The sequence below is a fragment of the Paenibacillus sp. MER TA 81-3 genome, assembly GCF_023713585.1.
GTDB classification, from domain to species: domain Bacteria; phylum Bacillota; class Bacilli; order Paenibacillales; family Paenibacillaceae; genus Paenibacillus_B; species Paenibacillus_B profundus.
Map to the genome: position 1 here is coordinate 79847 of NZ_JAMAWB010000004.1, position 25349 is coordinate 105195.

The 25349-nt window shown below is 51.8% G+C and carries 23 protein-coding genes and 2 other annotated features; of the genes, 16 read left to right on the forward strand and 7 right to left on the reverse strand.

The features are described from left to right. Position 1 precedes the first annotated feature (1 nt). From tuaD to M3650_RS06520, 6 genes are all read left to right on the forward strand, one after another. Positions 2–1330 (forward strand): UDP-glucose 6-dehydrogenase TuaD, encoded by a 1329-nt coding sequence (gene tuaD / locus M3650_RS06495; RefSeq protein ID WP_251573418.1) that lies wholly within the window; start codon positions 2–4, stop codon positions 1328–1330. A 64-nt stretch (positions 1331–1394) separates the two neighbouring features. Further along, on the forward strand, positions 1395–2801 hold the full coding sequence (locus M3650_RS06500; protein WP_251573420.1) for a glycosyl hydrolase family 28-related protein: 1407 nt from the start codon (positions 1395–1397) through the stop codon (positions 2799–2801). 96 nt (positions 2802–2897) lie between these two features. Beyond that, positions 2898–3497: a dTDP-4-dehydrorhamnose 3,5-epimerase gene (gene rfbC / locus M3650_RS06505; protein WP_251573422.1), complete on the forward strand. Its 600-nt coding sequence runs from the start codon at positions 2898–2900 to the stop codon at positions 3495–3497. Next, positions 3494–4387, forward strand: coding sequence for a dTDP-4-dehydrorhamnose reductase (gene rfbD, locus M3650_RS06510; RefSeq protein WP_251573424.1), 894 nt, complete (start codon positions 3494–3496; stop codon positions 4385–4387). Before rfbC ends, rfbD begins: the two co-directional genes overlap by 4 nt. A 57-nt stretch (positions 4388–4444) precedes the next feature. Continuing rightward, positions 4445–5473: an LCP family glycopolymer transferase gene (locus M3650_RS06515; protein ID WP_251573426.1), complete on the forward strand. Its 1029-nt coding sequence runs from the start codon at positions 4445–4447 to the stop codon at positions 5471–5473. An 81-nt stretch (positions 5474–5554) separates the two neighbouring features. Continuing rightward, positions 5555–5770 carry a hypothetical protein gene (locus M3650_RS06520; RefSeq protein ID WP_019422636.1) on the forward strand — a complete coding sequence of 72 codons (216 nt, stop codon included), beginning with the start codon at positions 5555–5557 and terminating at the stop codon, positions 5768–5770. A gap of 55 nt (positions 5771–5825) precedes the next feature. Here M3650_RS06520 and M3650_RS06525 read toward each other — a convergent pair whose 3' ends face one another. The 3 genes from M3650_RS06525 to M3650_RS06535 form a co-directional block, all read right to left on the reverse strand. Then, the gene (locus M3650_RS06525) at positions 5826–6278 is read right to left on the reverse strand and encodes a bactofilin family protein (protein ID WP_251573428.1); all 453 of its coding nucleotides are present in this window, start codon (positions 6276–6278) and stop codon (positions 5826–5828) included. Between the two features lie 26 nt (positions 6279–6304). Next, on the reverse strand, positions 6305–7405 hold the full coding sequence (locus tag M3650_RS06530; protein ID WP_251573430.1) for a M23 family metallopeptidase: 1101 nt from the start codon (positions 7403–7405) through the stop codon (positions 6305–6307). A gap of 89 nt (positions 7406–7494) precedes the next feature. Then, positions 7495–9696, reverse strand: a complete 2202-nt coding sequence (locus tag M3650_RS06535) for a penicillin-binding transpeptidase domain-containing protein (RefSeq protein ID WP_251573432.1) — start codon at positions 9694–9696, stop codon at positions 7495–7497. Between the two features lie 231 nt (positions 9697–9927). Between M3650_RS06535 and cls the strand changes: the two genes are divergently transcribed. After that, positions 9928–11355 carry a cardiolipin synthase gene (gene cls, locus M3650_RS06540; protein WP_251573435.1) on the forward strand — a complete coding sequence of 476 codons (1428 nt, stop codon included), beginning with the start codon at positions 9928–9930 and terminating at the stop codon, positions 11353–11355. Positions 11356–11453: 98 nt separating this feature from the next. On the opposite strand, the gene ligD is transcribed toward cls, so the two are convergent. The 3 genes from ligD to ku are packed head-to-tail and all read right to left on the reverse strand — an operon-like array spanning position 11454 to position 14486. Further along, positions 11454–12362 carry a non-homologous end-joining DNA ligase gene (gene ligD, locus M3650_RS06545; protein ID WP_251573437.1) on the reverse strand — a complete coding sequence of 303 codons (909 nt, stop codon included), beginning with the start codon at positions 12360–12362 and terminating at the stop codon, positions 11454–11456. Positions 12363–12419: 57 nt separating this feature from the next. After that, on the reverse strand, positions 12420–13403 hold the full coding sequence (locus M3650_RS06550; protein ID WP_251573440.1) for an ATP-dependent DNA ligase: 984 nt from the start codon (positions 13401–13403) through the stop codon (positions 12420–12422). A gap of 3 nt (positions 13404–13406) precedes the next feature. Then, complete coding sequence (gene ku, locus M3650_RS06555) at positions 13407–14486, reverse strand: non-homologous end joining protein Ku (RefSeq protein WP_251573442.1); 1080 nt, start codon at positions 14484–14486, stop codon at positions 13407–13409. A gap of 182 nt (positions 14487–14668) precedes the next feature. On the opposite strand from ku, the gene M3650_RS06560 reads away from it, so the two are divergent. The 8 genes from M3650_RS06560 (at position 14669) to M3650_RS32250 (ending at position 21976) form a co-directional block, all read left to right on the forward strand. Further along, complete coding sequence (locus tag M3650_RS06560) at positions 14669–14860, forward strand: H-type small acid-soluble spore protein (RefSeq protein ID WP_019422628.1); 192 nt, start codon at positions 14669–14671, stop codon at positions 14858–14860. Between the two features lie 175 nt (positions 14861–15035). Continuing rightward, the gene (gene tsaE / locus M3650_RS06565) at positions 15036–15515 is read left to right on the forward strand and encodes a tRNA (adenosine(37)-N6)-threonylcarbamoyltransferase complex ATPase subunit type 1 TsaE (RefSeq protein ID WP_019422627.1); all 480 of its coding nucleotides are present in this window, start codon (positions 15036–15038) and stop codon (positions 15513–15515) included. Positions 15516–15517: 2 nt separating this feature from the next. Further along, complete coding sequence (tsaB, locus tag M3650_RS06570) at positions 15518–16375, forward strand: tRNA (adenosine(37)-N6)-threonylcarbamoyltransferase complex dimerization subunit type 1 TsaB (RefSeq protein ID WP_251573444.1); 858 nt, start codon at positions 15518–15520, stop codon at positions 16373–16375. A gap of 70 nt (positions 16376–16445) precedes the next feature. Beyond that, on the forward strand, positions 16446–16949 hold the full coding sequence (gene rimI / locus M3650_RS06575) for a ribosomal protein S18-alanine N-acetyltransferase (protein WP_051004521.1): 504 nt from the start codon (positions 16446–16448) through the stop codon (positions 16947–16949). Between the two features lie 63 nt (positions 16950–17012). Next, positions 17013–18062, forward strand: a complete 1050-nt coding sequence (gene tsaD / locus M3650_RS06580) for a tRNA (adenosine(37)-N6)-threonylcarbamoyltransferase complex transferase subunit TsaD (RefSeq protein ID WP_251573679.1) — start codon at positions 17013–17015, stop codon at positions 18060–18062. A gap of 193 nt (positions 18063–18255) precedes the next feature. Beyond that, positions 18256–18537: a binding site (T-box leader), on the forward strand. A gap of 81 nt (positions 18538–18618) precedes the next feature. Continuing rightward, positions 18619–18891 (forward strand) — a binding site (T-box leader). Positions 18892–18973: 82 nt separating this feature from the next. Continuing rightward, positions 18974–20587, forward strand: coding sequence for a 2-isopropylmalate synthase (locus M3650_RS06585; protein WP_251573446.1), 1614 nt, complete (start codon positions 18974–18976; stop codon positions 20585–20587). A 338-nt stretch (positions 20588–20925) separates the two neighbouring features. Then, positions 20926–21411, forward strand: a complete 486-nt coding sequence (locus M3650_RS32245) for an LD-carboxypeptidase (protein ID WP_311295050.1) — start codon at positions 20926–20928, stop codon at positions 21409–21411. Continuing rightward, the gene (locus tag M3650_RS32250) at positions 21395–21976 is read left to right on the forward strand and encodes a S66 peptidase family protein (RefSeq protein WP_311295051.1); all 582 of its coding nucleotides are present in this window, start codon (positions 21395–21397) and stop codon (positions 21974–21976) included. The genes M3650_RS32245 and M3650_RS32250 overlap by 17 nt, the downstream gene beginning before the upstream one ends. Positions 21977–22333: 357 nt before the next feature. On the opposite strand, the gene M3650_RS06595 is transcribed toward M3650_RS32250, so the two are convergent. Further along, a complete protein-coding gene (locus tag M3650_RS06595; protein WP_251573449.1) occupies positions 22334–24307 on the reverse strand; it encodes an ABC-F family ATP-binding cassette domain-containing protein in 1974 nt (657 codons plus the stop codon). A 379-nt stretch (positions 24308–24686) separates the two neighbouring features. Between M3650_RS06595 and M3650_RS06600 the strand changes: the two genes are divergently transcribed. Then, positions 24687–25346, forward strand: a complete 660-nt coding sequence (locus tag M3650_RS06600) for a 5-formyltetrahydrofolate cyclo-ligase (protein WP_251573452.1) — start codon at positions 24687–24689, stop codon at positions 25344–25346. Positions 25347–25349: the final 3 nt, after the last annotated feature.

A 25349-nucleotide genomic window follows, 5' to 3' on the forward strand; every position in this document is an offset into this window, starting at 1 on the left:
AATGAATAACATTTGTGTGATGGGTACCGGTTACGTTGGCTTGGTGTCAGGGACCTGCTTTGCCGAGATCGGACATAACGTCATCTGCTGCGATGTGGACGACAACAAGATCGCCAAGCTTCAACGTGGAGAAATCCCGATCTACGAGCCCGGTCTGGAAGACATGGTGCAATCGAATGTGAAGTCAGCGCGGCTGCGCTTTACGACCGATATTGCACAGTCGATCCGTGAATCAGAAATCATATATATCGCAGTCGGCACGCCGATGTCTGACACCGGGGAGGCAGATCTGAGATATGTAATGGCGGTCGCGCAAACGATAGGACAACAACTGAACGGATACAAAATCATTGTTACGAAAAGCACGGTTCCAGTAGGAACGGGCAAAAAAATAGAGCAGGAAATCCGAGAACATATGAAAGACAAAAGCATCAAGTTTGACGTCGTTTCGAATCCGGAGTTTCTGCGGGAGGGCACTGCCATTGGGGACTGCCTATCTATGGAGCGGGCGGTAATCGGCGCTTCCAATCCGGAAGCGGCAATGGCCATTGCGCGGCTGCATGAACCGTTTCATACCAAAATATTCATTACGGACGTCGAGAGCGCGGAAATGATTAAGTATGCGGCGAATTCGTTTTTAGCCGTGAAAATTTCGTTTATTAACGAGATCGCCAACATTTGCGAACGCGTGGGGGCCGATGTGACGGATATTGCGGTCGGCATCGGCTTGGACAGCCGCATCGGCGATAAGTTTTTGCAGGCGGGAATTGGGTACGGAGGCTCCTGCTTTCCGAAAGATACGGAGGCGTTGAAGTTTATTGCAGAACAGAATGGAATTGAAGCGCGATTAATTCAAGCCGCCATTGAAACGAATGACAAGCAGCGCATGGTCGTCGTTGACAAATTGATGGAGGGACTCGGAGACATTTCCGGTTATAAAATCGCTATTCTCGGATTGGCATTTAAGCCGAACACGGATGACATGCGATATGCGCCTTCTTTGACGATTATTCCTGAGCTGATGAAGCGCGGTGCTCATGTGGTCGCCTACGATCCAATTGCTCAATACGAAGCGCCCAAATGGCTTCCTGCCGGAGTAGAGTATGTCAATGGCGTGTACGAGGCGGTAACTGACAGTGATGCGGCCATCATCCTCACGGAATGGGATGAAATTAAGTGGATGGATTTACATAAAGTGATGCGACTGATGAAACAACCGATTCTGATTGACGGGCGGAATTGTTTCTCATTAGAGAACATGCAGGGCTTGGGCTACTATTATGCAAGTATCGGGCGGAAGGTCGTTACAGCGGAAAAAGTGCTGGCCTAACATAATAAGGGGACCTTCTTGAACTCGCATGTGAAAGATATACTGATGAAGAAGGAGATCACAAATGAATATCCGCAACACAAATGGTTGGAATCGGAAAATCGATCGCAGAGCGCTGCTTACTTCATTAGGTATGTTCGGGGTCGGAATGGTAGGCGGCAATTGGTTGTCGAAAGAGCTGGAGCTCGGTGATGAGGGCGGTGACGTGGTGAATGCTGCTGCGGCTGCAGGTTCCGAAGCGAAGCTTAGTTGGCTGAATGTAAAATCGTTCGGAGCTAAAGGAAACAACAAAACAGATGATACCGCAGCGTTCCAAAAGGCATTGAAGCAGGCAGGGGGCGGTGTCGTATATGTCCCGAGAGGAACGTATGTCATCTCTGATACGCTGCAGTTGAAAGGGAACACATCGCTCATTGGGGATGGAAAAGCTCTGTCGATTATTCGGATGAAGGCACGGGGAAAAGACGGGATTCGTATTATCGATGCGAATCAGGCTTACGTAGGCCACATTCAAATCCGTGATGTGCTCAATCCGGGAGAAGCGGAAAGCCATGGCTTCAACGTCATGTCGGGCAAACATGTCGTGTTGGAGCATTGCCAGGCCTTCAACTGTGATAATACGGGGATCCGAATCGGGTTCGATCATAGAGGCGTGACGGAAGACTGCAAGGTGCTTTTTTGCGAGGTGTCCAAAGTAGTTGAAGGCTCCGGCATCGAGGTTATTCGTGCCGATGGCGCTGTTGTGTTAGGCTGCACGGTTGCCGAATGTGCGCAGCACGGGATCCGTATATGCGGGGCAAAACGGGCCACTGTAAGTTACAATACGCTGTCCTATAACAACCAATCGGACATCTCGATCCAGGGGTTCGGGGACGGTCAAGACGTGTCGCATCGTGCTGAGCGGTTTTTGGTCTCCCATAATCAGTGTAAAGGCGGCGGGCAACATGCCGGTATTATGCTGTTTAATTATGCGAATAACGGTGTCGTGTCCGAAAATGTCGTGCAAAACAATGTCGTGGGCATTGAAGCCTATGCGCCAAAGCAGCGGGGCAATTACGATGTGAGCTTCACCAACAATGTAATTATGCAGTGTCAAACCGGGATTCGTGTATTGGGAACGCAGAAAAGGTTGTATTTTAAGCAAAATGCAATTATGGACTTTGGGTTAAATGAGCTGGCTAAAAACACCGCGCAACTGACAGGGATCGATATTAACGGTCTCGGCGAGTCTCTCAATCATATATTTGTGGAGCATAACTCGATCACGAACGCTTGGAGCGAAACGGTTCAAATTGCCGTTAAAGTAAGAGAGCTCAAGGGCAACGCACAAATATGGATACGCCACAATCAAGTGGCGCTCCGCAAGCCGTTATCGGCCGGTTGGCTGCAGCATTTAGGGAATGAAGGGACGATCATTACGCGGGTAGGAAATGAAGAATCGAATGTAATGATTCCTATCGAAAACGTATAGAGTACTGAACACTTTGAACTACCTCTTATAGAACACCTTTTTGTGGTGACAAGCATATGATAATCAATATTGTGAGCATCACAAAGAGGTGGAAGAATGAAAGTTACTCATACGAAATTGAAAGAGGTATACATTATAGAACCGGACGTGTTCCAAGATGATCGCGGCTTCTTTATGGAAAGCTATCATGCGTTAAAATTGGAGCCGTACGGCATCATCCATTCGTTCGTGCAAGATAATCATTCGTTGTCGGTGCAGACGGGAACGCTGCGGGGGCTGCATTACCAATTGGCTCCGCAAACTCAGGCCAAATTGGTGCGGGTGGTGGCAGGGGCCATCTACGATGTCGCGGTGGACATTCGACCGGGATCGGCGACGTTCGGACAATGGATCGGTGTGGAGCTGAGCGCCTCTAACAAGCGGCAGTTGCTCATTCCGCATGGTTTTGCCCATGGGTTCTGCACGTTGGCGCCCGACACGGAGGTTCTGTATAAAGTAGATGCGTATTACGCTCCCGATCTGGATCGGGGAATTATATGGAATGATCCGGTCATCAACATCGCTTGGCCTGTCCAGAATCCGATGATGTCAGAGAAGGATCAGAAGCATCCCTTGCTGTGTGCCGCCGAACTGCCAAACGTAAATGGTGTGTTCCATGCGCCCACGGACGCTGGAAGTGAAGGCGAGCGCCTATGATGAATTCTCCTGCTGATAAAATACTTGTGACTGGCGCCAAGGGACAGCTAGGCGCCGAAATGATGGCCCTCCTTCAGAGGAAGGGGATAGTCGCGGTCGGTTACGGACGGGATGGACTCGACATTACGGATGCGGAGCAAGTAATGGACGTGATGCTGCGGGAGCGCCCGACTCATGTCATTCATGCCGGAGCTTATACGAAGGTGGATGACGCGGAAGGCGACCGGGATACCGCTTACCTGGTAAATGCGTATGGAACCCGCAATGTTGCGGTAGCAGCAGCGCAAGCCGGGGCGCGGCTCGTGTACATTAGCACCGATTATGTATTTGACGGACGGGCGGCGCATCCATACAACGAGTTCGAACCCGTGCGTCCGATAAACAGGTATGGGCGCTCCAAGTGGGAAGGGGAGCAATTCGTGCGCCAGCATCATTCCCGTGCATTCATCGTCCGCACCTCATGGGTGTTCGGGGCTTATGGGGAGAACTTTGTGAAGACGATACTCCGCAAGGCGCAGACCGAGGCAGAGCTGCAGGTCGTTCACGATCAAGTCGGCTGTCCTACTTATACGCTCGACTTGTCAGAGGCGATCATTCGTCTGCTCGCTACCGACAAATACGGTACCTATCATATAACGAATAGCGGTGCATGCTCATGGCATTCGTTCGCCGCTGCCATCGTGGCGGAAGCGGGCTTGTCCACGAAGGTTCGCCCTGTCGGAACATCGCAATTTCCGCGTCCGGCACGCCGTCCGGGATATTCGGTGTTGGAGCCAATGGCGCTGCGGCTGAACGGCTTTCCCCTGCTGCGGCATTGGACGGAGGCGCTGCAGCATTTCGTGAAGGAGTGCATGGAGAAGCCGCAGAGCGATTACAACGGGAAGAAGTAAAAGAAGAAGTAAAAGAAGAAGTAAAAGAAACATTACCGGTACCCGGAGGGGTTATGGATGAAGCAACTATGGAATCGTTGGCGGCCTTGGCACAAGGTCGCCTTTGTGATGTTCGGCACCCTTCTGATTGCCGGGACGGTGGGGTGCATTACGGTATGGTACATGCTTAAAGAGACGGCAGATACGATGTATGAGCCGCTTCCTTCCCGAGAAAGGCCGGCGTTGCTGGCATCCGATGGGGCGAATTCCGGCCGAACGGACCATCCTAAGCTATCCGCAGGTTCGGATGCTGACGGCAACCGCGCACCGCTATCCGTGCATGACGGCGGTATGCCCGATTTATCCGCCCAGGACCCGTTCACGCTGCTCATTATTGGAGTCGATGAACGGGACGGGGATCGCGGCCGCTCTGATACGCTTGCGTTCGTTACGGTTCAGCCGAAGCGGGGAACGGCATCTATTCTGAGTATCCCGCGGGATACGCGAACAAGGATTGAGGGGACAAGCACAGAGGATAAAATCAATCACGCCTACGCCTTCGGCGGTGTGCCAATGACCGTAGCGACCGTGGAGAAGCTGCTTCAGGCGCCTGTCCACTTTTATGTGAAGACGAATATGGAAGGCTTTACGGCCATGATCGACGCGATCGATGGCGTGGATGTAGCGAACGCGTTTGACTTTGATTTGGATGGAGCCGTGTTTCAACAAGGGAATATTCATTTAAGCGGCAGTGATGCGTTGCAATTTGTCCGCATGCGCAAGCAGGACCCGGATGGTGATTTCGGCCGAATGATCCGGCAAAGGCAAGTGCTGCAGGCGATGCTGCATAAAGCGGGCCGTCTCAGCTCGGCTGCCAGTTGGGGCACTCTGCTCGACCACGTAAAACAGTATGTGCGCACGAACATCCGGTTTGAGCAGTGGTCCGATTTATGGCTTCATTATCGCTCGGAGATTAGTAATGTGGAGCATGACACACTGCAGGGCAAGGGCGCGAAAATTGGCGGAATTTATTATTTGCTTGTCGATGATCAGGAGAGGCAGCGGGTGGGGAAAAATATTTATAAAAATTTGGATGATACACCTTGACAAATGTATTCACAATACTTTACATTTATGATACGAATTGTAACGTGAGAAGCGGACAATCGATGCAAAGGGGAGTGCCTGATGAAGACGGACGTGCGGCAAACCGAGCAAGCGATATATTGTATTGGGTGCGGACAGATGCTCGACGAGGAACATTCCATGCTGCATTTTCGAACAGGATTTTATTATGGACGTATACCATTAGGCGCGTGTCAACCCTGCATAGCAGCCTATACACCGTTACAAATGCTATGGAGAGCGGTCATGTCGGAAACGGCGTACGGTTATCCGAATTAAGCATCTTTCCTACCGGTAATTCTTCTTCCTCTATATATGGAACGAGAAGCAAGCGCTACCCCGCTTGCTTCTCGTTCACCTTTTTCTCCTCTGTTTCCGAATTGCTTCCTTCCGCCTTGCGTTTTCCTTTGTGGGCGCCCGAATTATCTTCAGTAGGGGCCAGCCGCTCTACGAGACTGGTTCCGTTCAATATTCCGCCTTCTTCGATAACGAGCAACCCGGATTCGCAATTGCCGCATACTTGGCCGGTTGAAGTGATAAGCAGCTTGCCGGAAGTATGTATGTCGCCGACGACGGTACCGGCAATGACGATGAAGCTGGCGGACAGCGTGGAGTGCGCTTCACCGCGTTCACCGATCGTGATGGAGCCGCTGCTTGTAATTTCCCCTTTGAATTTTCCGTCAATGCGGATATTGGATTCACAATGGATGTTACCTTCGAATGCTGTGCCAGGACCGATAAAAGTGTCGGTTTGCTTCGGCTGATACGCTGCACGACGACGGAACATGTGTGATACCTCCTTATGTGGCGCAGTTAATATTTCTCTCTGCTGCCTGACGATAGCTGCGGCTCCTTCGGCAGGACAGGCCGGCGATTTAACGGGGAAGGCTGACTGGTTGAAGAAGAAGCGGATGTCACGGACGGGGCGCTCCCTACGAACGGAAGCGGGTCAATCGGCTCGCTTTTCTGCACAACCTGAAAGTGAAGGTGAGGCCCGGTACTGCGCCCCGTACTGCCAACCTTCGCGATTTCATCCCCTTTTGCCACCCGCGATCCTGCCTCGACATCGATACGCTGTAAATGCATATACCAAGTGTCCAACTGATTGACGTGCCGGATAATAATATAGTGGCCGCGGCCTGAATTGAATCCGGCTTCAATGACCTCGCCGTCTGCAGCGGCATATACCGGGTCGCCCATCTCGCCGCCGATGTCGATACCTGCATGGAAGGCGGCTCGCCTGTTGAGGGGGTCCTGCCGGTATCCGAAGCTGGATGTGATGCGGCGTGACGTCGTCGGCCAGATGGACGGCGTTCCGTCTATCGTCGTTTGTTTCGTAAGCGCCTGCTTCATTGTAGCAGGAGCGCTCTGCTGTACTGTGGCGAGCATGTGGCGAACCTGTTCCAGATCGAAGCTGGAACGATGGGCAAGATCGATAATCTGCTCGGAGCGCACCTTTTGTGCCTCGCCGCCGACTTGAACGCGCTCGTTCCAAGCGGTGTGCCGAGCCGTGTAGATTGACGGACTATCTTTTTCCGTTCGGACGTCGATATAGCCCTCGACGAACTGCTGCATCTGCATCTCTAGATTGCTCATCTGTTCCACGCGGTCTTTGACCGATTGAGTCTCGGAGGAGAGGCGGACGATCTCGTTCTGCAGCACACGAATCGCCTCATCTTTATCCTTCACGGTAATGTTCAATGCTAACGATTGATTGGAGAGCTGGCCTTCCAAATCGCGAATGTGAGCGGCCGATTTCCACTGCATGCTTAAAATAAGACCGGATATGGACAGTACAGCGGCAATCGGAACGGAGACAATTAGCATTTTCGACATATTCAATTGTCTGACCGTCTGTTCCGCGTCGCGGATGACAAGTAACGTCATTCTTCCCTTCCACCAACGCCGTTTCATCATATCACCTCGGCTTTAGCGTCAACTGCAAGTTTACTCTCTATTGCACTCTATTCAATTGTCTCTCCAAACATACCTTTTTTATTTCGTCACTCTTTTACATCAGCTGTCTCTGCGGCGTCCTGATCAGCGTTCCGCTGCTTATAGATCGAGTGGCCGGATGCCAAAAACAGCTTTACACGTCGATTTCCGTCCTGATTCTGTTCCTCTTGCTTAACGACGTAACCTTCCCCCTCAATATCTACCTTCCATTCGAGCAATTGACAGATAGCGAGCGCATCGCGCAACGGCAGACCTGATAGGGAAGGCAGCTTGATTCGTTCGCGCTTATCCGTCACCAAGTAGACTGCTTCCTCCGTGAACAGCTTTGTCCCTTCTGACGGATATTGCTCAAGCACCTTCGAACCGTTGCCCAGCACGACCGCATCGAGACTTTCCTGCTTAATGGATGCGACGGCAGCCTTGACTTCCTGCGCGATGTAATTCCCAGTGGTTGCCTGCGGCTTCGGCCCGCTCTGGTTCCCTGCGCCCCCGGCAGAATCGGCTGTGCGCGACGTGTCTGCAACGTTCTTTTCCGGCTTGACGCCCATATACTGCATCGTGCGCAGCATCGTGTCGCGGAAGGCGGGCATTGCCACACGGCCTCCAAGGGTATAGTCGCCGTTCATCTGCGGCTGATCCACGACAATTGCGACGACCGCCTTCGGATTGTCTGCGGGCGCATAACCGACGAAGGAAATGAGCCAAGTTGTTTTGGAATAGCCGCGTCCCTCTGGAATCTGGGCCGTCCCCGTCTTGCCAGCTACACGATAGCCGTCGATATAGGCAGGCTTGCCCGTGCCATTAAGGATGACCTTCTCCAAGCGTTCGGTTACTTCTTTGGCCGTGGCAGCGGACACGATGCGCCGTTCGCTGCGCGGTGAAGAGGCAGGAGTGTGAATGATGCTCGGCTGCTTCCACGTCCCGCCATTCGCAATCGCTGCATAGGAGGCGGCGAGCTGGAGCGAATTGACGATAATCCCGCCTTGACCAAAGGTTGCCGTAGCGATTTCGGAAGGCCGCTCGAAGGCTATGATTGGTTTGGACTCGCTGCCTAATTCGATACCGGTCTGCTTCGCGAAGCCGAAGCGGGTAATGTAGTCTTTAAGCTTGTCCGCCCCAAGCTGTTCGAGCCCGAGCTTGATGAAGGCGACATTACTTGACTTCTCCAGTCCTTCCTGATAACTGATGTAACCCCATCCTTCAGTTTTGACATCGTGAATGGGGCTCCGGCTCCCTGACACGGTGATGTGTCCGGATTTGAAATGATCCTCCGCCCGGAATACACCTTCCTCGATAGCCGCGGCTAACGTGACTAATTTGAAGGTGGAGCCAGGCTCGTACCCGAAGTGGATCGTATGATTCGTCAAGGCGCCGATGTCGGGAATCTTCCAGTAGCTGTTCGGATTGAAGTCGGGCATGGAGGTCATGGCAAGCACCTCCATCGTGTTCGGATCCATGACGACGCCCATCGCTTTGTGCGGGCGCCATTCTGACATCACCTGCTTCATTGCATCATTCAGAAAACGCTGAATTTCAATATCTATCGTCAACGTTACCGATTCTCCGTCCGTCGGGTATCGGATCGTCTCCTTGCCGCTTGGAATGGGATTGCCTCGGTTATCCTTCAGGAACTCCACCTTGCCGTCTTGGCCTTGGAGAAGAGCGTCGTATTTTGCTTCAGTTCCCGAGATCGCTTCGCCTTCCTTGTTAATGTAGCCGACAACATGGGCGGCTAATTCATTATAAGGATAGTAACGCTTCGTCGCTTTTAGAAGGCCAACGCCATAGTCTGGGAAATGCAGCCATTCGCCAAAGTCGTTATATTCCCCGAAATGCTCCTTGAAGCGATCCAGTTGGGTATAATCCATATTCCAGCCTTGCGTGTGAACTTCCACTTGCTGCTGCTTCGTTCGCTTGATGAGATCTTCCAGCTCGGATCGCGGCTTGCCAATGAGATCATGCAAGCCGCTGGCCACCTTGTCTTCCTGCTTAAGCTCTGCAATCTCTTTCGGAAACAGCACGAGGTTGTATGCGGAGGCTTCCAGCGCCAGAGGCTTGTGATTGCGGTCGTAGATCGTGCCGCGCTTCGCCTGAAGCACTTCGCTGCGGGCCCAGGTTCTCAGGTTGCTTTCCATGTAAAAGTTATAGTTTACGACTTGAATCCAGAATGTGCGTATGATTAATACGATAAAGACGCATACCATGAGCATACCGAGAACGATGACACGCAATCGTATCCTCTGATTCATTGGTAAAATCCTCCTTGCCCGATTCGAATGGTAATATTTACTTTACCTTGATTGTTATTGTAGCGCAAGGCATAGGAGGCACTGCAAAGGCTAAAAGAAGTGGTCAAAAAGTCCACTTTTGACCGCGAAGATCATCTGGCATCATGACCGGATTTCCGTTTCGCCCCGCCCCAAATTATGATATAGATTAAAATATGTAATTTCTTTACGAGGTCGGAGGTTAACCTTATTATGATATGGGTCGTAGTGGCGCTGCTCATTTATGTTTTTCAAATCATTACGATCGTGCTATTGGAGTATAAGCATCCTTCCAAAGCCGTTGCATGGCTGCTCATCCTGTTCTGTTTTCCGCTCATCGGCTTTGTGATGTACTATTTTCTAGCACAGGAATATACAGCCCGCCGCCGGGTAAGGAAGCGGGAGCTATGGGCGGATGATATGAGCAAGCGCGACCAAGTGCAGTTTCGAGAGATACGAAATGTATCGGAATTGAATAACCGTGAAATGCAAGGACAAGCGAGGCTGTTCGCTTTGATTTCTTCGTTGTCCGCGAGCCCGATTACAGGCTGCAACCGAACGAAGGTGCTGACGAATGGTCATGCCACCTTCGAATCCATGCTTGAGGCGATTCGTGCGGCGGAGCGCCATATCCATATGGAATTTTACATTTTGCGGGATGACGGCATCGGAACGATGTTTCAAGACGCGCTCATTGCCAAGGCGAGAGAAGGCGTAAAGGTGCGCATCATTGCGGATGGAGTGGGGAGCATTGAGCTGCGGCACAAATTTTTACGCAAATTTCGGGAAGCAGGCATAGAGTTTCATTGGTTTTTGCCGTTGTCGGTTTCCTTCTTCCGCCGCCGCTTGAATTACCGCAATCATCGCAAAATTCTAGTCGTGGATGGAAAGACAGGCTTTGTGGGCGGCATTAATATCGGAGACGATTACTTGGGCCTGAACCGCAAGCTTGGCTTCTGGCGGGATACGCACCTCCGGGTGGAAGGGGATGGGGTATTCGCATTGCAGGCGGTATTTCTGCATGATTGGTCATTCGTAAAAGAAGAGACATTGAACCGTTCGGATATGTTCCCGGATCACCAGTGCACGGGGCGTGAGCAGGTGAAAATGATTTCTAGCGGACCGGATACGAATTGGGACGCCATTCAGGAGCTCTTCTTCGGGGCATTGAGCATGGCGAAGGAAAGAGTATGGATTATAACGCCGTATTTCATACCCGATTCCAGCATTCAATTGGCGTTGAAAACGGCTGCGGTTAGCGGTATCGAGGTGCGCATCATCATACCGGGCAAGTCAGATTCGAAGATTGTGGACTGGGCTTCCCTATCGTATGTTGAGGAACTGATGCAGGCGGGTGTTACTTTCTATCAATATCAAAAAGGCTTTGCCCATGCAAAGACGTTCATCATGGACCGTACGCTCGCTTCGGTCGGTACGGCGAATCTGGATATGCGGAGCTTCTTCAGCAATTTCGAATTAAATGCGGTGCTGTTTGATGAACACGCAATCGATCGTTTGGAGGAGGACTTCCATCAAGACTTTGCGGATAGTGTAGAGATTGACTATCATGCGTTCGCGAGACGCTCACGCTGGCAGCGGACTGCCGAGGCTTTTGCCCGGTTGCTATCGCCGCTTCTCTAAGAGGTTGTTCACAAAGTCCCAAGCGGCCTTTTTGAACACGTACTTTAAGAAGTTGTTTAAAACAGGATGCTTCATCGGGGACAACCTCTATCGGAATTTTATGTTTGCTTCGTATGCATTTGGGCGGACAGGGCCTGTAAAACCGCCTCAATGGGTTGAGGCACGGCCTGTTGAATGAGATCGCCGATAGCTTGCAGTCGTTCCGCCGCATTCAACAGATTGAACTCCCGCGGCTTCGGATTGCGATTGACCTCGTCCCAAGTAAGCGGCATCGATACAGATGCATAGCGTGTCGCCCGCGGTGTGTACGGTGCGGCAATCGTCCTTCCGGCATCGTGCTGCATGTAGTCAATGTAGATGCGATCGCCCCGGTTTTTTTTGAAGCGCTCAATCGTGAACAGCTTCGGGTGCTGTTCACATAGATAGGTGGCGAGCAGCAGCCCCAGCTCTTTTAACTGGGTGAAGGAAGGACCTTTCTTAATAGGTATGACCAGTTGCACTCCAGTGGCGCCGGATGTCTTCGGGATGGAATGAATGCCGAGCTGCTGAAGGAGCTGACCGACGATCGCGGCTGCCTCCATGATTCGCTCCTCTTCCTGTACGGAAGGATCCAGATCGATAATCCACTCGGAAGGGAATGGATCATGCACCCGATGAAGGGAAGGATGGTATTCGATGCAGGCCAGATTGCCAAGCCAAATAAGCGTGGGCACATGCTGCAAGACGACATATTCAATCCCTTCCTGAACAGCGGTGTGTACGAATGCCGGTGTAGGGGCAGGCGCATTTTTTTGATAAAAAAAATGGCCGTCCACGCCGTTTGGATAACGAATCGTCGTTAAATAACGATCTCGGCAGGCGGGCAGCAGAAAGGGGCTCAAGCGAATGAGCTCCTGGATGAACCGCACTTTCGTAATCCCCATCTCTGGCCAGAGCATCTTGTTCGGATTCGTAATGACAAGCTCATGGCCGTCTACATTCAACGCAGTAGACGCTTGTTTTCCCATTGAGTGTTTCCCTCCCGTTTCCTGATTCCTGTGACCCTATTGACCCTATTGACCCTATTAAAGGTTGTTCAACCACGGAAAAATTTGAATTCGCGGATGTCGCAGCTGACCTGCCGGCGTGTATTCGAGCGCAGACACACGAATAGGAATCGGCTGCTGGAACCATACGATCGGTTCGCGCATCAAGGAAGTTGGAATGGATCCAACGGCAGGGCGAGACGCTTCATATTGAACGGCCCAAGCGAGCAGCAGTTGCCGGTGGGTCTCGTCCAACCCAATGGAGGCTTTGCCGATATATTGCTGCTGATCGTTCGTCAGCACGACGCTGGCGGGGCGCTTGCCGTTCAGCAGGAAGCCGACAGCCCAGCCATCAAGCTGCACTTCCTTCTTATGCTTGTACCAATCGCGGTGCTGCTTGCCCGACACATAGGGGGAAGCTTTGCGCTTGCTTACGACGCCTTCCCATTCATGCTGCTGCACCCATTCCCAGAGCGAAGCTCCATCGGAGAATGTATCTGCGACGAAGCAGTGGGCGCTCTTCTCCGGAATGAGCTCAGTCAGCATATGATGCCGCTCCTCGTACGGAAGTGATCTCACGTTCTGCTCGCGGATGCCGAGCACGTCGAAGACGACGTATGTGGCATGCAGGCTGGTATGGAGCGGATTCTGGCTGCGCGTCCGCTCCCGCTGCAGCACGAGCGGGAATGAAGGCCGGTTCAGCGTCGGGTCGAAGACGACGACTTCGCCGTCAAGCAGCACGGATTGTCCGGCAAGCGAGGCGCATCGTTCCAGCGTGAGTGTCACTTCGCCAAAGATTGCGGTTTTCTCCAACAATCGTTTGGAGAACAAGCGCACTTGGCCGCGATGGCACTGCGCTATGATACGGACACCGTCCCACTTCAGCTGATGCAGCCAGTCCGCACCCTCCGGGATGCGGTCCACAAGCAGCGGCGACATCGGCGGCGACGGAAGCGCAAGCGAAGCGGGAAGCTCTGGCTCTAATCGCGAATGGCGCACGGATCTGCCGGCAGCGTCATTCATAGCCTACTGTGCCGCTTCATCCGCTTGCTTCTTCGCGGTCTTGCGCCGCGAGCGGCGAGCGGCTGGCTTCGCTTCCAGCTCTGCTGCCTCCGGCGCTGTGCCAGTCGCTTCCGCCGGAAGCTCTGCCGCCGCCTTGCGGGAAGTCCGCCGGCGCGTCGTTGGCGCCGCTTCCTTCGCCTCACCCGCCGCTGCGGACGGGGCGGCTGCGGCCTTCTTCCGCGGCTTGCGCGACGCCGGCGCAGGTGCCGCCCCCGTACCGGTGCCCGAGTCGGCTGTCACTGCACGCCCAGTACCCGGATCGGTGCCGAGCGGCTGCTTCATCGCATTGATGCTCGCCTGCAAGGCGGCCATCAAGTCGACGATGTTGTCCGCAGGCTGCACGGACGGCGCGGCGCTCACTTCTTGTCCAGCAATCTTCCGCTGTATTTGATCCAATAGCCGTGCCCGATATTCGTCCGTATATTTTTCAGGTTCAAATTCGGTCGATAATTGGCTAATCAGCAGCTTGGCCATGTCGAGCTCCTTTGGATTCACCTCCACATGCTCAGGGACGTTCGGAACCTGAGATAAGGCACGGATCTCGTCTGGATAGAACATGGTCTCCATGACAAGGCAGTTGTCGATGACCCGAATCGCCGCCAGGCTGCTCTTGGCACGAATCGTTACTTTGGCGATGCCAATCTTGGCGGTCTCTTTCAGCGCTTCCCGCAGTAGCTGGTACGCATTCGAACCAGCTTGATCAGGGGACAAATAGTACGTTTTCTGGAAATAAACGGGATCGATCTCCTTTAAATCGACGAAATCCAAAATGGTAATGGCCCGGTTCGCATCTTCCTGCAACTTCTCCAACTCGTCCTTGTCGAACAGAACAAACTTGCCCTTCTCATATTCATATCCTTTTATGATCTCATCCCAAGCGACTTCTTTGTCACAGACGGGGCAGCTGCGAACGTAGGACAGCGGGCTTCCGCATTCTTTGTGAATCATGCGCATTGAGATGTCTTTGTCTTCAGTAGCCGTATGCATTTTGACGGGGACGTGAACAAGCCCGAAGCTGATGGCGCCTTTCCATACTGTATGCATGACGGTCCCTCCTTTGTTATTTCATTGGGTCAGATACTTGTCTTCTACCGTGATATTGCGTGTTTTTACGTGCATTACTCTGCTTTCTTCTCAGTATGCGACCGATTTCTCGGATCTACCCATGCATGAAAAAGGCAGCTTTGAGTCACGTTAACAGCGACACCGTAAGGAGGAAGATAACGATGCATGTCAGTCGTGCGAAGCAAATTATCGAGATGACGGATACAGTGCCTGTCCGCTTGGATGACGAGCATCCCGTCTGGATAGAGAGTGTGGACGAAGCGAACGAGATGGCGACGGTTCAAGTAGGAACGAATCCGACCAATACCCATACTGTATCCGTGGGACGTCTGGTGGAAGAGAAGAAAAAGTGAATGATTGAACCGCATGATGGCGTCTGCAGCTTGCAGGCGTCATTTTTTGCGATGTGAATGATGTGGAAGCTTAGGGACAAAGCGGTTGGCAGCTTAGGATTTGTGATATAATAATGAATCAGTTACTAGAGGATGCGACTCATAGATTTTGATGTGGCTTTGTATGGAGGGAATTATGAATCAATCAGCGGAATTTGCCTTCCGATCCACGAGTGAAGCGGATACGGAGCGGTTAGCCGAACGGCTTGCCGCACGATTTCAACCGGGTACGGTTATTGGGCTTGATGGCGATTTAGGAGCGGGCAAGACCCGGTTCTCACAGGCGGTTGCCAAGGCGCTGGGCATTACGGAAATTGTGAATAGTCCGACGTTCACCATCATTAAAGAATACGAAGGCGTTGAATTGCCTTTATATCATATGGATGTATATCGAATATCGATGGCGGAAGCGGATGAACTGGGGCTGGACGATTATTTTTACGGTGATGGGGTATCGCTTGTGGAGTGGTCCAGCATTATTACGCCGATCTTGCCCCCGAAGTATCTTCACTTATTCATTCAGGCGGACGGCGAACACGAGCGCATTATTCGGCTGACAGCCTACGGCGAACCATATGTGACGTGGGTGAACGAACTTAAACGGATGGGAGTATAATCATGGCGGAACAACAAGGCATTCACAACGAACAGGTACTGGCTCTGGACACAGCTACGGCTATGATGACCGTCGCGCTGCTTAGACAAGAGCAAGTCGTCTGTGAGCATGAATCGCAAGCGGAGCGCAACCATTCCATTATGCTCGTGCCTGCCATTCAATCCATGATGAAGGAGCAAGGCTGGACTGGGAACGAAGTGGATCTGGTCACGGTTGGTGTGGGGCCAGGATCGTATACGGGCGTTCGCATTGCTGTAACGGCGGCCAAGACGATGGCTTGGGCGTGGCGTAAGCCGGTGATAGGGGTATCCAGCCTCCATGCGCTCGCTTTGAGCGGGGTGGAACTGTGCTGTGAGGAACGGCCGCTGCAATGTGCGGGGCAAGGAATGACAGGCGACTGGATATTTCCGTTAATGGATGCACGACGGGGACAGGTCTACACGGCGCGCTTTGCCGCAAGAGACATGGCAACAGAGGACGGATGTCCTTATGTACAGCGTGAGCAGGAGGACGGTATCCGTCTGTTCAGTCAACTTGCAGAAGAGACCGAGCAAGCTTTGCGTGAGAGCGTCGGTGAGCAGAGTACCAAGTTGGCTCATTCCGTGAAGCGTGTATGGTTTGTAGGTGAGGTAGATCCGCAGCGAGAGGCGATCAAGGCGCTGCAGGCACAATTCGGCGAAAGAATTCAAGCGGTGGCTTGCACGATGAAGTCGCATTGGATCGGCAGATTGGGGCTGCAGGCATGGCGCAGCGGAGAACGGACAGACACACACCGAATCGAGCCGAATTACACGCAATTGGCAGAAGCGGAAGCGAAGCTGCTAGCCAAGGAACAAGCTGCCGCGAGGGCGAACAAGTAACCGTAAAAGGAGCGCGATCCTGATGGGACAAGCTGAACGGAGAGATGGGCAAGCCGCGTCTGAAGGGCCAATGGATACCGATAAGCAAGGTGCAACGGGAGATAAGCGTCGTGGTGGCAGAGAAGAGGTTCCCGTCGACTTTCGTTGGATGGTTATTGAGGACATTCCCGGCGTCATGACGGTGGAGCATGCCTCTTTTACGATGCCGTGGACACCAGATGCCTTTCGCAACGAGCTGACCCAAAATCATTTTGCTAAATACGTCGTCATGATTTTCGAGGAACGTATTATCGGTTATGCCGGTATGTGGACGGTTCTTGATGAGGCGCACATTACGAATATTGCCGTTCTTCCCGAATTTCGGGGACATGGACTGGGCGAGCGTCTGCTCTTAGAGCTGGTGGTGCGCGCCATGGCGCTTCAAATGCAGAAGATGACCTTGGAAGTTCGTGTATCCAATCAAGTGGCACAGCAGCTATACGCCAAGTTCGGATTTACAGGCTGCGGGATTCGAAAAGGTTACTATTCAGACAATCAAGAAGACGCGTTGATTATGTGGACGGATTTGGCATAGATGTTGGCGGTGAAAATTCCATCTTCCTTCAATAGCGTCGAATGACTAAAGCAGGTGAATTTATTGATAAATTGTAGTTCTACACCATCGAAATCATGCATTATTCTGGCCATAGAAACGAGCTGCGACGAGACGTCGGTAGCGATCGTGCGTGACGGACGTGAAGTGTTGTCCAATATGGTGTCGAGTCAAATCGACGTTCACCGCCGCTTCGGCGGCGTCGTACCGGAGATTGCCTCCCGCAAGCATGTGGAGACGATAACGGTCATGCTGGAACAAGCGGTTGACGAAGCGGGCATTAGGATGTCAGATGTGGATGCGATTGCTGTTACGCAAGGTCCGGGCCTTGTAGGCTCGCTGCTCGTCGGCATTGTCGCCGCGAAGGCGTTGGCTATGGCGTTGGATATTCCGCTCATCGGCACACATCATATCGCAGGACATATATATGCCAATCAACTTACGGAACAATTGGAATACCCTTGTATGGCGCTTGTCGTGTCCGGTGGACATACAGAGCTTGTCCATATCGAGAGCGAAGGGCAGTTCCGCGTAATTGGGAAGACTAGAGACGACGCTGTTGGCGAAGCCTATGATAAAGTAGCACGGGCCATCGGATTTCCTTATCCGGGCGGCCCGCATATCGACCGCTTGGCTGGCGAGGCTGACGATGTTACTGAGCTGCCGCGCGCTTGGCTGGAGCTGGATTCCTATGACTTTAGCTTCAGCGGCTTGAAGTCTGCGGTCTTGAATGCGTTGAATCAAGCGAAAATGCGCGGTGAACTGTCGATTCATGCTGCGGTAGCACGCGGATTTCAGGAATCAGTAATTGACGTGCTGACGGGCAAAGCGATGCGTGCCGTACAAGAGTACAAAGTGAAGCAGCTGTTGCTCTGTGGCGGCGTGGCGGCTAATCGCGGTCTCCGTGCGGCTTTAAGTGAACGCTGCAAGGCGGAAGGCGTACCGCTTCTCGTACCGCCGTTCGAATACTGCACCGATAATGCGGCGATGATTGGCGCTGCCGCCTATTTGAAATGGAAGAGCGGACAATTCACTTCGCTTGATTTCACAGCAGAACCGCAGTTCTCCCTAGAAGGTTGGTCTACCGATAAGTAAAAGTTGTACATTTTACTGGATTATTTTTCAACGGATTTTTACTTCTACCGCAGAGAAGGATTGAGTACAACATATATAGTTCCGACTTTTATAGCTAAGTGATCAACTATTTGTTCAAAAGGTATTGACTATGCTTGCAATGGACAATATAATATTCAACAAACCTAATCCTTCCATGGAATGGGAATATCGGTGAAACGCTAGGACCAGGAGTAGTAAGGTATAGACTTGTCTAAGAGAGCTGCGGGATGGTGCGACGCAGCGGCAGTTGACCTGAACTCGCCTGCGAGCGGAATGGCGGAATCGACTATGAAGTACGCCATTACGGAGCCCCCGTCATCGGGCGCGCACAGCGACGAATGTCCGGACATAGGCCGACGTTGTGCGTATGAAGCGGATGGCTGCTTCATCTTTCGCGAAGATGAAGGCCCATCAAGTAGAGTGGTACCACGGCAGAACACCTGTCGTCTCTAATCGAGACGACGGGTTTTTTTATTTTCAGAAACATAACTTGAAATTAAGACATCATTTGGAACGAACCTATAGACATGAACAAGATAACACGATGAACAGGAGTAGTAAGACAATAGACGCCTTGTCAGAGAGCTGCGGGATGGTGCGACGCAGCGGCGGAACGGTCTGAACTCGCCTGGAAGTGGAGCTGCTGAATGCGAAGCTGTATGGTCGATCGATTTCGAGCTACAGCGAAGTGTTAGGCCGCTACGGTCCCTCCCGTTACAAGGTTCAAGCGGAAGCATGGCAACGTTACGTTACGTTCGCCATCGCCTCAATTGGAGTGGTACCGCGGCAGCATCCTGTCGTCTCTATATTTTAGAGACGACAGGATTTTTTTGTGGAAATGGAAGCGTATGTGTATATCAATAATTAATGGATACTGGAGGATGAATACAATGAATAATGAACATCACTTTCATAGCATGAACGGGAAGAGAATCCATATATTCGATACAACGCTTCGCGACGGAGAGCAAGCGCCTGGCGCTGCTTTGACGCTGGATCAGAAGCTGACGCTGGCGTCTCAATTGGCACAGCTTGGAGTAGATGTTATGGAGCCGGGCTTCCCGGTATCCAGTCCAGGCGAGTTCGAAGCGGTGCAGCGTATCTCGCGCATGCTGCCGGAGGTGGAGATCTGCGGCTTTGCACGGGCGGTGCGCGGCGATATTGATGCGGCAGTGCGCGCAACAGCGGATGCCGCCTCTCGCCGCATCCATGTCTTCGTCTCCGCCTCGGATATCCATCTGAAGCACCAACTGCGCAAATCACGGGCAGAGGTGAAGCAGATGGCGCGGGAAACGGTTGCTTACGCAAAGCAATTCGTTGATCGGATCGAATTCACGGCCATGGATGCGACGCGCGCGGATGTGGATTACGTCGTCGAAATGGTGGAGGCGGCCATTGAAGAAGGGGCGACCATCATCAATCTCCCCGATACGGTCGGTTACGCACTGCCTGAAGAATACGGGGCCTTGTTCAGGAAGGTGCGTCAAGGAGCACGCGGAGCGGAGCATGTAACCTTCAGCGCGCACTGCCATAATGACTTGGGCCTGGCCGTGGCAAACAGCCTTGCCGCTATCCAAGCGGGCGCCACGCAGATCGAAGTGACTGTGAACGGGGTCGGAGAACGCACAGGGAATTGCGCGCTGGAGGAGCTCATCATGGCGCTCGACACAAGAGGCGAAGCTTTGCAAGCCGACACGCAAATCCGGCCCGAGTACTTGTACGAGACGTCGCGCATGGTCAGCCGCATGATGCATTTTCCGATTGCCTTCAATAAGCCGGTCGTCGGGCGCAACGCCTTCCAGCATGAATCAGGCATTCATCAAGATGGATTGCTCAAGCATCGCAGCACCTATGAAATTATGGATCCGGTGAAGCTTGGCATTCCGCATCATATGATTATTCTCGGCAAGCATTCAGGCCGACATGCGCTGAAGCATCGTGCTGCTCAATATGGAGTGCAGTTGGACACGATAGAATTGGATGAGGTATACGATCGCTTTAAAGAAATGGCTGATCAGCAAAAGGTCGTCACGGACGATCAATTGCTGCAATGCATCGGAGAAACGCTGCATCAGCAACTGGAGCCCATTCAACTGCTTGATGTGCAGGTGATCGCGGGCAGCTCGCGTGCACGTGTCGCATCCGTTACAGTCAAGGAACAAGCGACAGGGCTGGAATCTACTTATGCGGGAGTTGGCAGCGGGCCAATTGAAGCAGTTATTCGGGCAATCGCGCAATCTGTGCAGGCACCGGTCCAATTTGAAGACTTGGAGCTGCATTCCCTGTCTTCTGGAGAAGAAGCGTCGGGTGAGGCCGTCGTCACGGTGTCCCTGCACGATCATACGTATCAAGGAAGCGCCATGAATCAAGATATTGTACTGGCGGCTGCTCAAGCCTATATCGCGGCATGCAATCAAGCGCTTCGCGCCCAAAAGAACAGCGGGGATAGTGAGATCGAAGCCGTTCCAGCAGCTGTTCAAGCGCATGCCAAAGAGATATCCTAAGCCAGTGTGGACAAAGTTATCCACATATCCTGTTGAAAATGTGGATATAACGCTTACAGCCTTTCAGGACTTAAGTTCTATTTGCCATGAAAAAGGGGATAGCTTTTGCACACAAAAGTGGTTTCCCTGTGGATAATGTGGATAAATCGGTGGATAATGTTGGTTTACAATAAATAAATACTGGTGCACCAATAAAAAAACGAAGTTGGCTTGAAAAAAAGTTCTCATTTGCATGGGGCGATTTTGTGCATAACCTGTGACTTTCATGAACACATATTTTTCGTCAGAAGCAAGCATGAAAATCAGCATGCGTCATTCCCATCAAAGGAGGAGAAATCTTGTCCGACACAATCAAATATCCAGCACCGCTAAGAAAAGGAGATTGCATTGCCGTTACCGCCCCTTCCAGCGGGGTTGAAGAACACTTGCATCATTTACTGACACGATCAAAACTGGCGTTCAAGGATTTGGGGTACGAGGTCATCGAAGGAAATACGATTTGGACGAATGATAAATGCGTTAGTTCTGGCAAGGAGCAAAGGGCGCGCGAACTTCAAGCCGTTCTGTCAGATGAGAAAGTGAACGCTGTTATTCCGCCTTGGGGTGGGGAATTCCTTATGGAAATATTGCCTCTCTTGGATTGGGATTCATTGAAAAATCAACAGCCTAAATGGATTTTGGGATACTCGGATATCAGCACGTTCAACTTCGCCTATACGTTGCGAACAGGATGCGCTACGGCGCATGGAGTGAATTATATCGAGCTCGGTTCCGGCAATTGGGATGAGACTACTGCCCGAGGACGTTTTGAGCACGGAACATAACCAAACCGTTGTTCAGTCCTCCTCGGCTTTCTTTCAGTCTTCCTGGGACTTTTCCATTCCCGGATATCAGTTGGATACCCCGACAAGGTGGAAAACGCTTGGCCAGGAAGAGGATTCAGCTTGCGGGCTTCGTTTTGCAGGGAGACTGATGGGCGGTTGTCTGGATACCTTATCTAACCTTGTCGGCACACCATTTGCGCCAATAAAAGAGTTCTCCCAAAAGTATTGCGAACATGACGGGATCATATGGTACATGGAAAGCAGTGAAATGACTGCGGCCGATATATACAGGCGTTTATGGCAGATGAAGCAATGCGGGTGGTTCGAAAACACGAACGGTTTTCTTTTTGGGAGACCAAATGGTTATGCGCCAACCCAAAATTTCGAACTGCAGGATGCGCTGCACCACATTGCGCTGCACCACATCTTCGATGATTTACAGATTCCTGTCATCTATGATGTCGACATTGGGCATGTTCCCCCGCAATTGACTTTGGTCAATGGAGCCTTAGCGGAGGTGTCCTCGGCTGCCGGGGTAGGGAAGATAACGATGTCATTTTGTTAATAAGGTGTACGATGTAATGTGCAGAAGCGAAATATTCGAAGGGCCTAAGCTATGGAAAAAATACAAGACAGTGCTAAAGTGGTGCAAAATGGGACTAATTTGTTTGACATGGTAGTGATGTAATCGCATTGGAAAATATGCAGTGGAATGGGGCGTTGTGGCGGCCAAAAGTCATTTAGACGGTATTTTGTCCAGTGGATCGGGCTGCTTTTCAGCGACTGCTGCGGAAAGCAAGCCAAACCACAGGATGATTTCCAATGAAACCTATCGTCATGAGATACAAGTTGGTGTTTCATTGCAGAAAATCAATGGAGGAGAGACAGTGGGAACTGTCCCTCCCATCAGCCAGACTTGTGTCTATTCTTCCATCAGTTGCTCCCATTCCGCATACACGGCGTTCAGCGCGGCTTTGTTCGCGTCCAGCTGCTCTTGTATGGATTGAACACGCACATAGTCGTTGTACACATCTGGCTCGGCAAGCTCCAGTTCTCGTTCCGAGATTTCCGCTTCAAGCACCGCAATCTGCTGCTCCAATAGCTCCAGCTTCCGCTGCCGCGCGCGTTCTTCGCGCTTGGCCAGCTTGTCCGCTTCAAATGCCGCGGCTCCGCTCTTGGCATCATCCGCATCATCCGCTGCTTTTCCGCTTTGAAACGTCGAGGGTTTGCCCGTGCTTCCGGTCGGCTGCAAGGAAGCGCGTATCGCTTCATCTTCAGCTAACTCCTGCTTTTTTACTTGATAATCGTCATAATTTCCCAGGAAATGACAGGTTCCCGACGTACTCAATTCCACTATGCGTTCTGCCATTTTGTTCAAGAAGTAGCGGTCATGAGAAATGAACAGCACGGTTCCTTCATAATCCATTAGCGCGGACTCTAATACCTCCTTGCTGAACAAGTCCAAATGGTTCGTAGGCTCGTCCAGTATGAGCATATTGGCTTGCTCTAGCATTAGTTTAGCTAAAGCGACCCGGGCTTTCTCTCCACCGCTCAAGGAAGCAATCTTCTTCAGCACATCTTCACCGCTGAACAGGAAGCTGCCCAGTACGGTTCGAATCCGCACTTCTTCAAGGTAAGGATAAGCGCTCCATACTTCCTCCAGCACGGTATTGCTGTTATTGAGCGTAGTCTGCTCCTGATCATAATAACCGATCGAGACGTTCGTGCCCCAATGGAACTGTCCTGCTTGCAAGGGGTGCTTTCCAATCAACGTCTTCAGAAGTGTTGATTTACCGATCCCGTTCGGTCCGATTAATGCGACCATCTCTCCGCGCTTTAACTCAAAGCTTGCATGCTGAAAGAGTGGCGGGTGATTCTCATAGCCGACAGCCGCATCCTGGACGTAAAGCACGTCTTTGCCGCTTGGGCGGCTAATCTCGAAACGGAAATTAGCCTTTTTCAAATCACCAAGAGGTTTGTCGAGGCGCTCCATCCGGTCCAGCGCTTTGCGGCGGCTTTGAGCGCGCTTGGTCGTCGATGCCCGGACAAGATTGCGTTGCACGAAATCCTCCATTTTCGCGATCTCATCCTGCTGCTTCTCATACATTTTTAATTGCTGCTCATATTCGGCCGCCTTCAATTCCATATACTTCGTGTAATTGCCGGTGTAGCGCTTCGCTTGGTGGCGCTCGATCTCAATAATTGTCGTCACCATCGCGTCCAGAAAATAGCGGTCATGGGAGACAACCAGAACCGCACCAGGATAGGAACGTAAATACGACTCAAGCCAGGTGAGTGTATGAATATCCAGATGGTTCGTGGGCTCGTCAAGCAGCAGGAGGTCAGGCTGTTGCAGCAAAATACGCGCCAGCGCCAGTCTCGTCTTCTGGCCTCCGCTCAACGTATGAATAGGAGTAGACGGATCCATTTGGCTGAAGCCCATTCCATGCAGCACGCTGCGGACGCGTGTTTCCATCTCGTATCCGCCTTGCTGGCGGAACCATTCCGAACGCTCCGCATAACGGTGCAGCGTGTCCTCGTACTTAGCCTCGTCTTCAGCCAGCTTCGGATCTGCAATCTGATGCTCCAAGGCTCTAAGCTCTTGTTCAGCTTCCATTAAATGCTCGAAGACATGCATCATCTCGTTCCATATCGAACGCTCGGATTGCAGGCCGCTATTTTGCGCAAGATAACCGATGCGCGTTTCTTTGGACTTAAAAATGGTACCGCCGTCTGGCGCCATTTCGCCAGCGATCAACTGAAGAAGCGTAGACTTTCCGGCGCCGTTAACACCTACCAGGCCGATGCGCTCCCGTTCAAGAATTTGCATCGTAATGTTCGTTAATACGGGGGTAATCCCGTAATTTTTGCTCATGCCGTTCACTTGAAGCAGCACTTTATATCTCCTCCGTTTTGGACAAGTTAAGGTTAAAGATGATTAGACAAGTCCCCAGTAAAAAATGAGGCAAGTAAAAGAAAAATGTCGAATTTGCCTTAAGGTATGCGTCGTAATTTCAAAGGGGTTTTTAAACAACCTCCTTAAGTGTACTAAAAAAAGTGGAAAAGTGCGATAAGCCTTTCTTTAGGAACAACAGTATTACCTATGCGAGAGCTGCTTGGAGAGGAAGAAAAAGCGGGAATGGTGGCGGAAATGGAATAAGGATGGTAAACTAAGGTTGAAAATCGTGAAAAACAATGAAAATCAGTGTAATTGTACATAGATGGAAGAATGGAGCAATCTCTCATTAGGGGATAACGTGAAGGGGGGATTTCCTTTGTCGGTAGTTGAGTTGAAACGACAAATACGGCAGCGCTTCAAGCAGCGACGACGTAATGTCACCGATGAACAATATCGTTCAGCCAGCTTGGCAGCCTGCCGCAGAGCTGCTGCACACGTTGCGGAGCTGCGCGAACAACGCGGCCGTCCGTTGCGAGTTTTCGCCTATCTCCCTTTTGGCAAGGAACTGGATATTACACAATTGCTTTATGCATGCCGTGCGGCGGGAGATGTAATATATATTCCTCGGACGGAAGCCGCCGATCATTCCATGACGCTGCATCGGTGGGATGATCGGACGCAGTATACTACCGGATGTTTCGGGCTGCAGGAGCCGGTGCAAGAGACGGAACAGCTGCCGGTTGCGGACTGGCCGCAGCTTGATGTCATTGTCGTTCCGGGCATTGCCTTTGACCGTCAAGGAGGCCGTATGGGGCTGGGCGCCGGCTATTACGACCGCTTTTGGAATGAATTGATTAACGTTCGTCGGTTATCCTTGGTCTCCGAAGACGAAGGGAAACCCGCATCAGACATACTGTTGCCGATGCGAATAAGCTGTCTTTACGCTTGGCAAGTAACTGAAAGAGTACCGATGGAACCCCACGATATTACGGTCGAGTGTTTGATTACGGAAGCCGACGTTATTTTTTGCATATAGAGC

Bases quoted from the DNA above. Each gene is read 5' to 3' on its own strand.
- tuaD (WP_251573418.1), top strand. From the start codon at position 2: ATGAATAACATTTGTGTGATGGGTACCGGTTACGTTGGCTTGGTGTCA.
- rfbD (WP_251573424.1), top strand. From the start codon at position 3,494: ATGATGAATTCTCCTGCTGATAAAATACTTGTGACTGGCGCCAAGGGA.
- tsaE (WP_019422627.1), top strand. From the start codon at position 15,036: ATGAATCAATCAGCGGAATTTGCCTTCCGATCCACGAGTGAAGCGGAT.
- tsaB (WP_251573444.1), top strand. From the start codon at position 15,518: ATGGCGGAACAACAAGGCATTCACAACGAACAGGTACTGGCTCTGGAC.
- rfbC (WP_251573422.1), top strand. From the start codon at position 2,898: ATGAAAGTTACTCATACGAAATTGAAAGAGGTATACATTATAGAACCG.
- M3650_RS06585 (WP_251573446.1), top strand. From the start codon at position 18,974: ATGAATAATGAACATCACTTTCATAGCATGAACGGGAAGAGAATCCAT.
- rimI (WP_051004521.1), top strand. From the start codon at position 16,446: ATGGATACCGATAAGCAAGGTGCAACGGGAGATAAGCGTCGTGGTGGC.
- M3650_RS06500 (WP_251573420.1), top strand. From the start codon at position 1,395: ATGAATATCCGCAACACAAATGGTTGGAATCGGAAAATCGATCGCAGA.
- M3650_RS06515 (WP_251573426.1), top strand. From the start codon at position 4,445: ATGAAGCAACTATGGAATCGTTGGCGGCCTTGGCACAAGGTCGCCTTT.
- ligD (WP_251573437.1), bottom strand. From the start codon at position 12,362: ATGGGAAAACAAGCGTCTACTGCGTTGAATGTAGACGGCCATGAGCTT.
- M3650_RS06525 (WP_251573428.1), bottom strand. From the start codon at position 6,278: ATGTTCCGTCGTCGTGCAGCGTATCAGCCGAAGCAAACCGACACTTTT.
- M3650_RS06550 (WP_251573440.1), bottom strand. From the start codon at position 13,403: ATGAATGACGCTGCCGGCAGATCCGTGCGCCATTCGCGATTAGAGCCA.
- M3650_RS06560 (WP_019422628.1), top strand. From the start codon at position 14,669: ATGCATGTCAGTCGTGCGAAGCAAATTATCGAGATGACGGATACAGTG.
- ku (WP_251573442.1), bottom strand. From the start codon at position 14,486: ATGCATACAGTATGGAAAGGCGCCATCAGCTTCGGGCTTGTTCACGTC.
- cls (WP_251573435.1), top strand. From the start codon at position 9,928: ATGATATGGGTCGTAGTGGCGCTGCTCATTTATGTTTTTCAAATCATT.
- M3650_RS06520 (WP_019422636.1), top strand. From the start codon at position 5,555: ATGAAGACGGACGTGCGGCAAACCGAGCAAGCGATATATTGTATTGGG.
- M3650_RS06530 (WP_251573430.1), bottom strand. From the start codon at position 7,405: ATGAAACGGCGTTGGTGGAAGGGAAGAATGACGTTACTTGTCATCCGC.
- M3650_RS06535 (WP_251573432.1), bottom strand. From the start codon at position 9,696: ATGAATCAGAGGATACGATTGCGTGTCATCGTTCTCGGTATGCTCATG.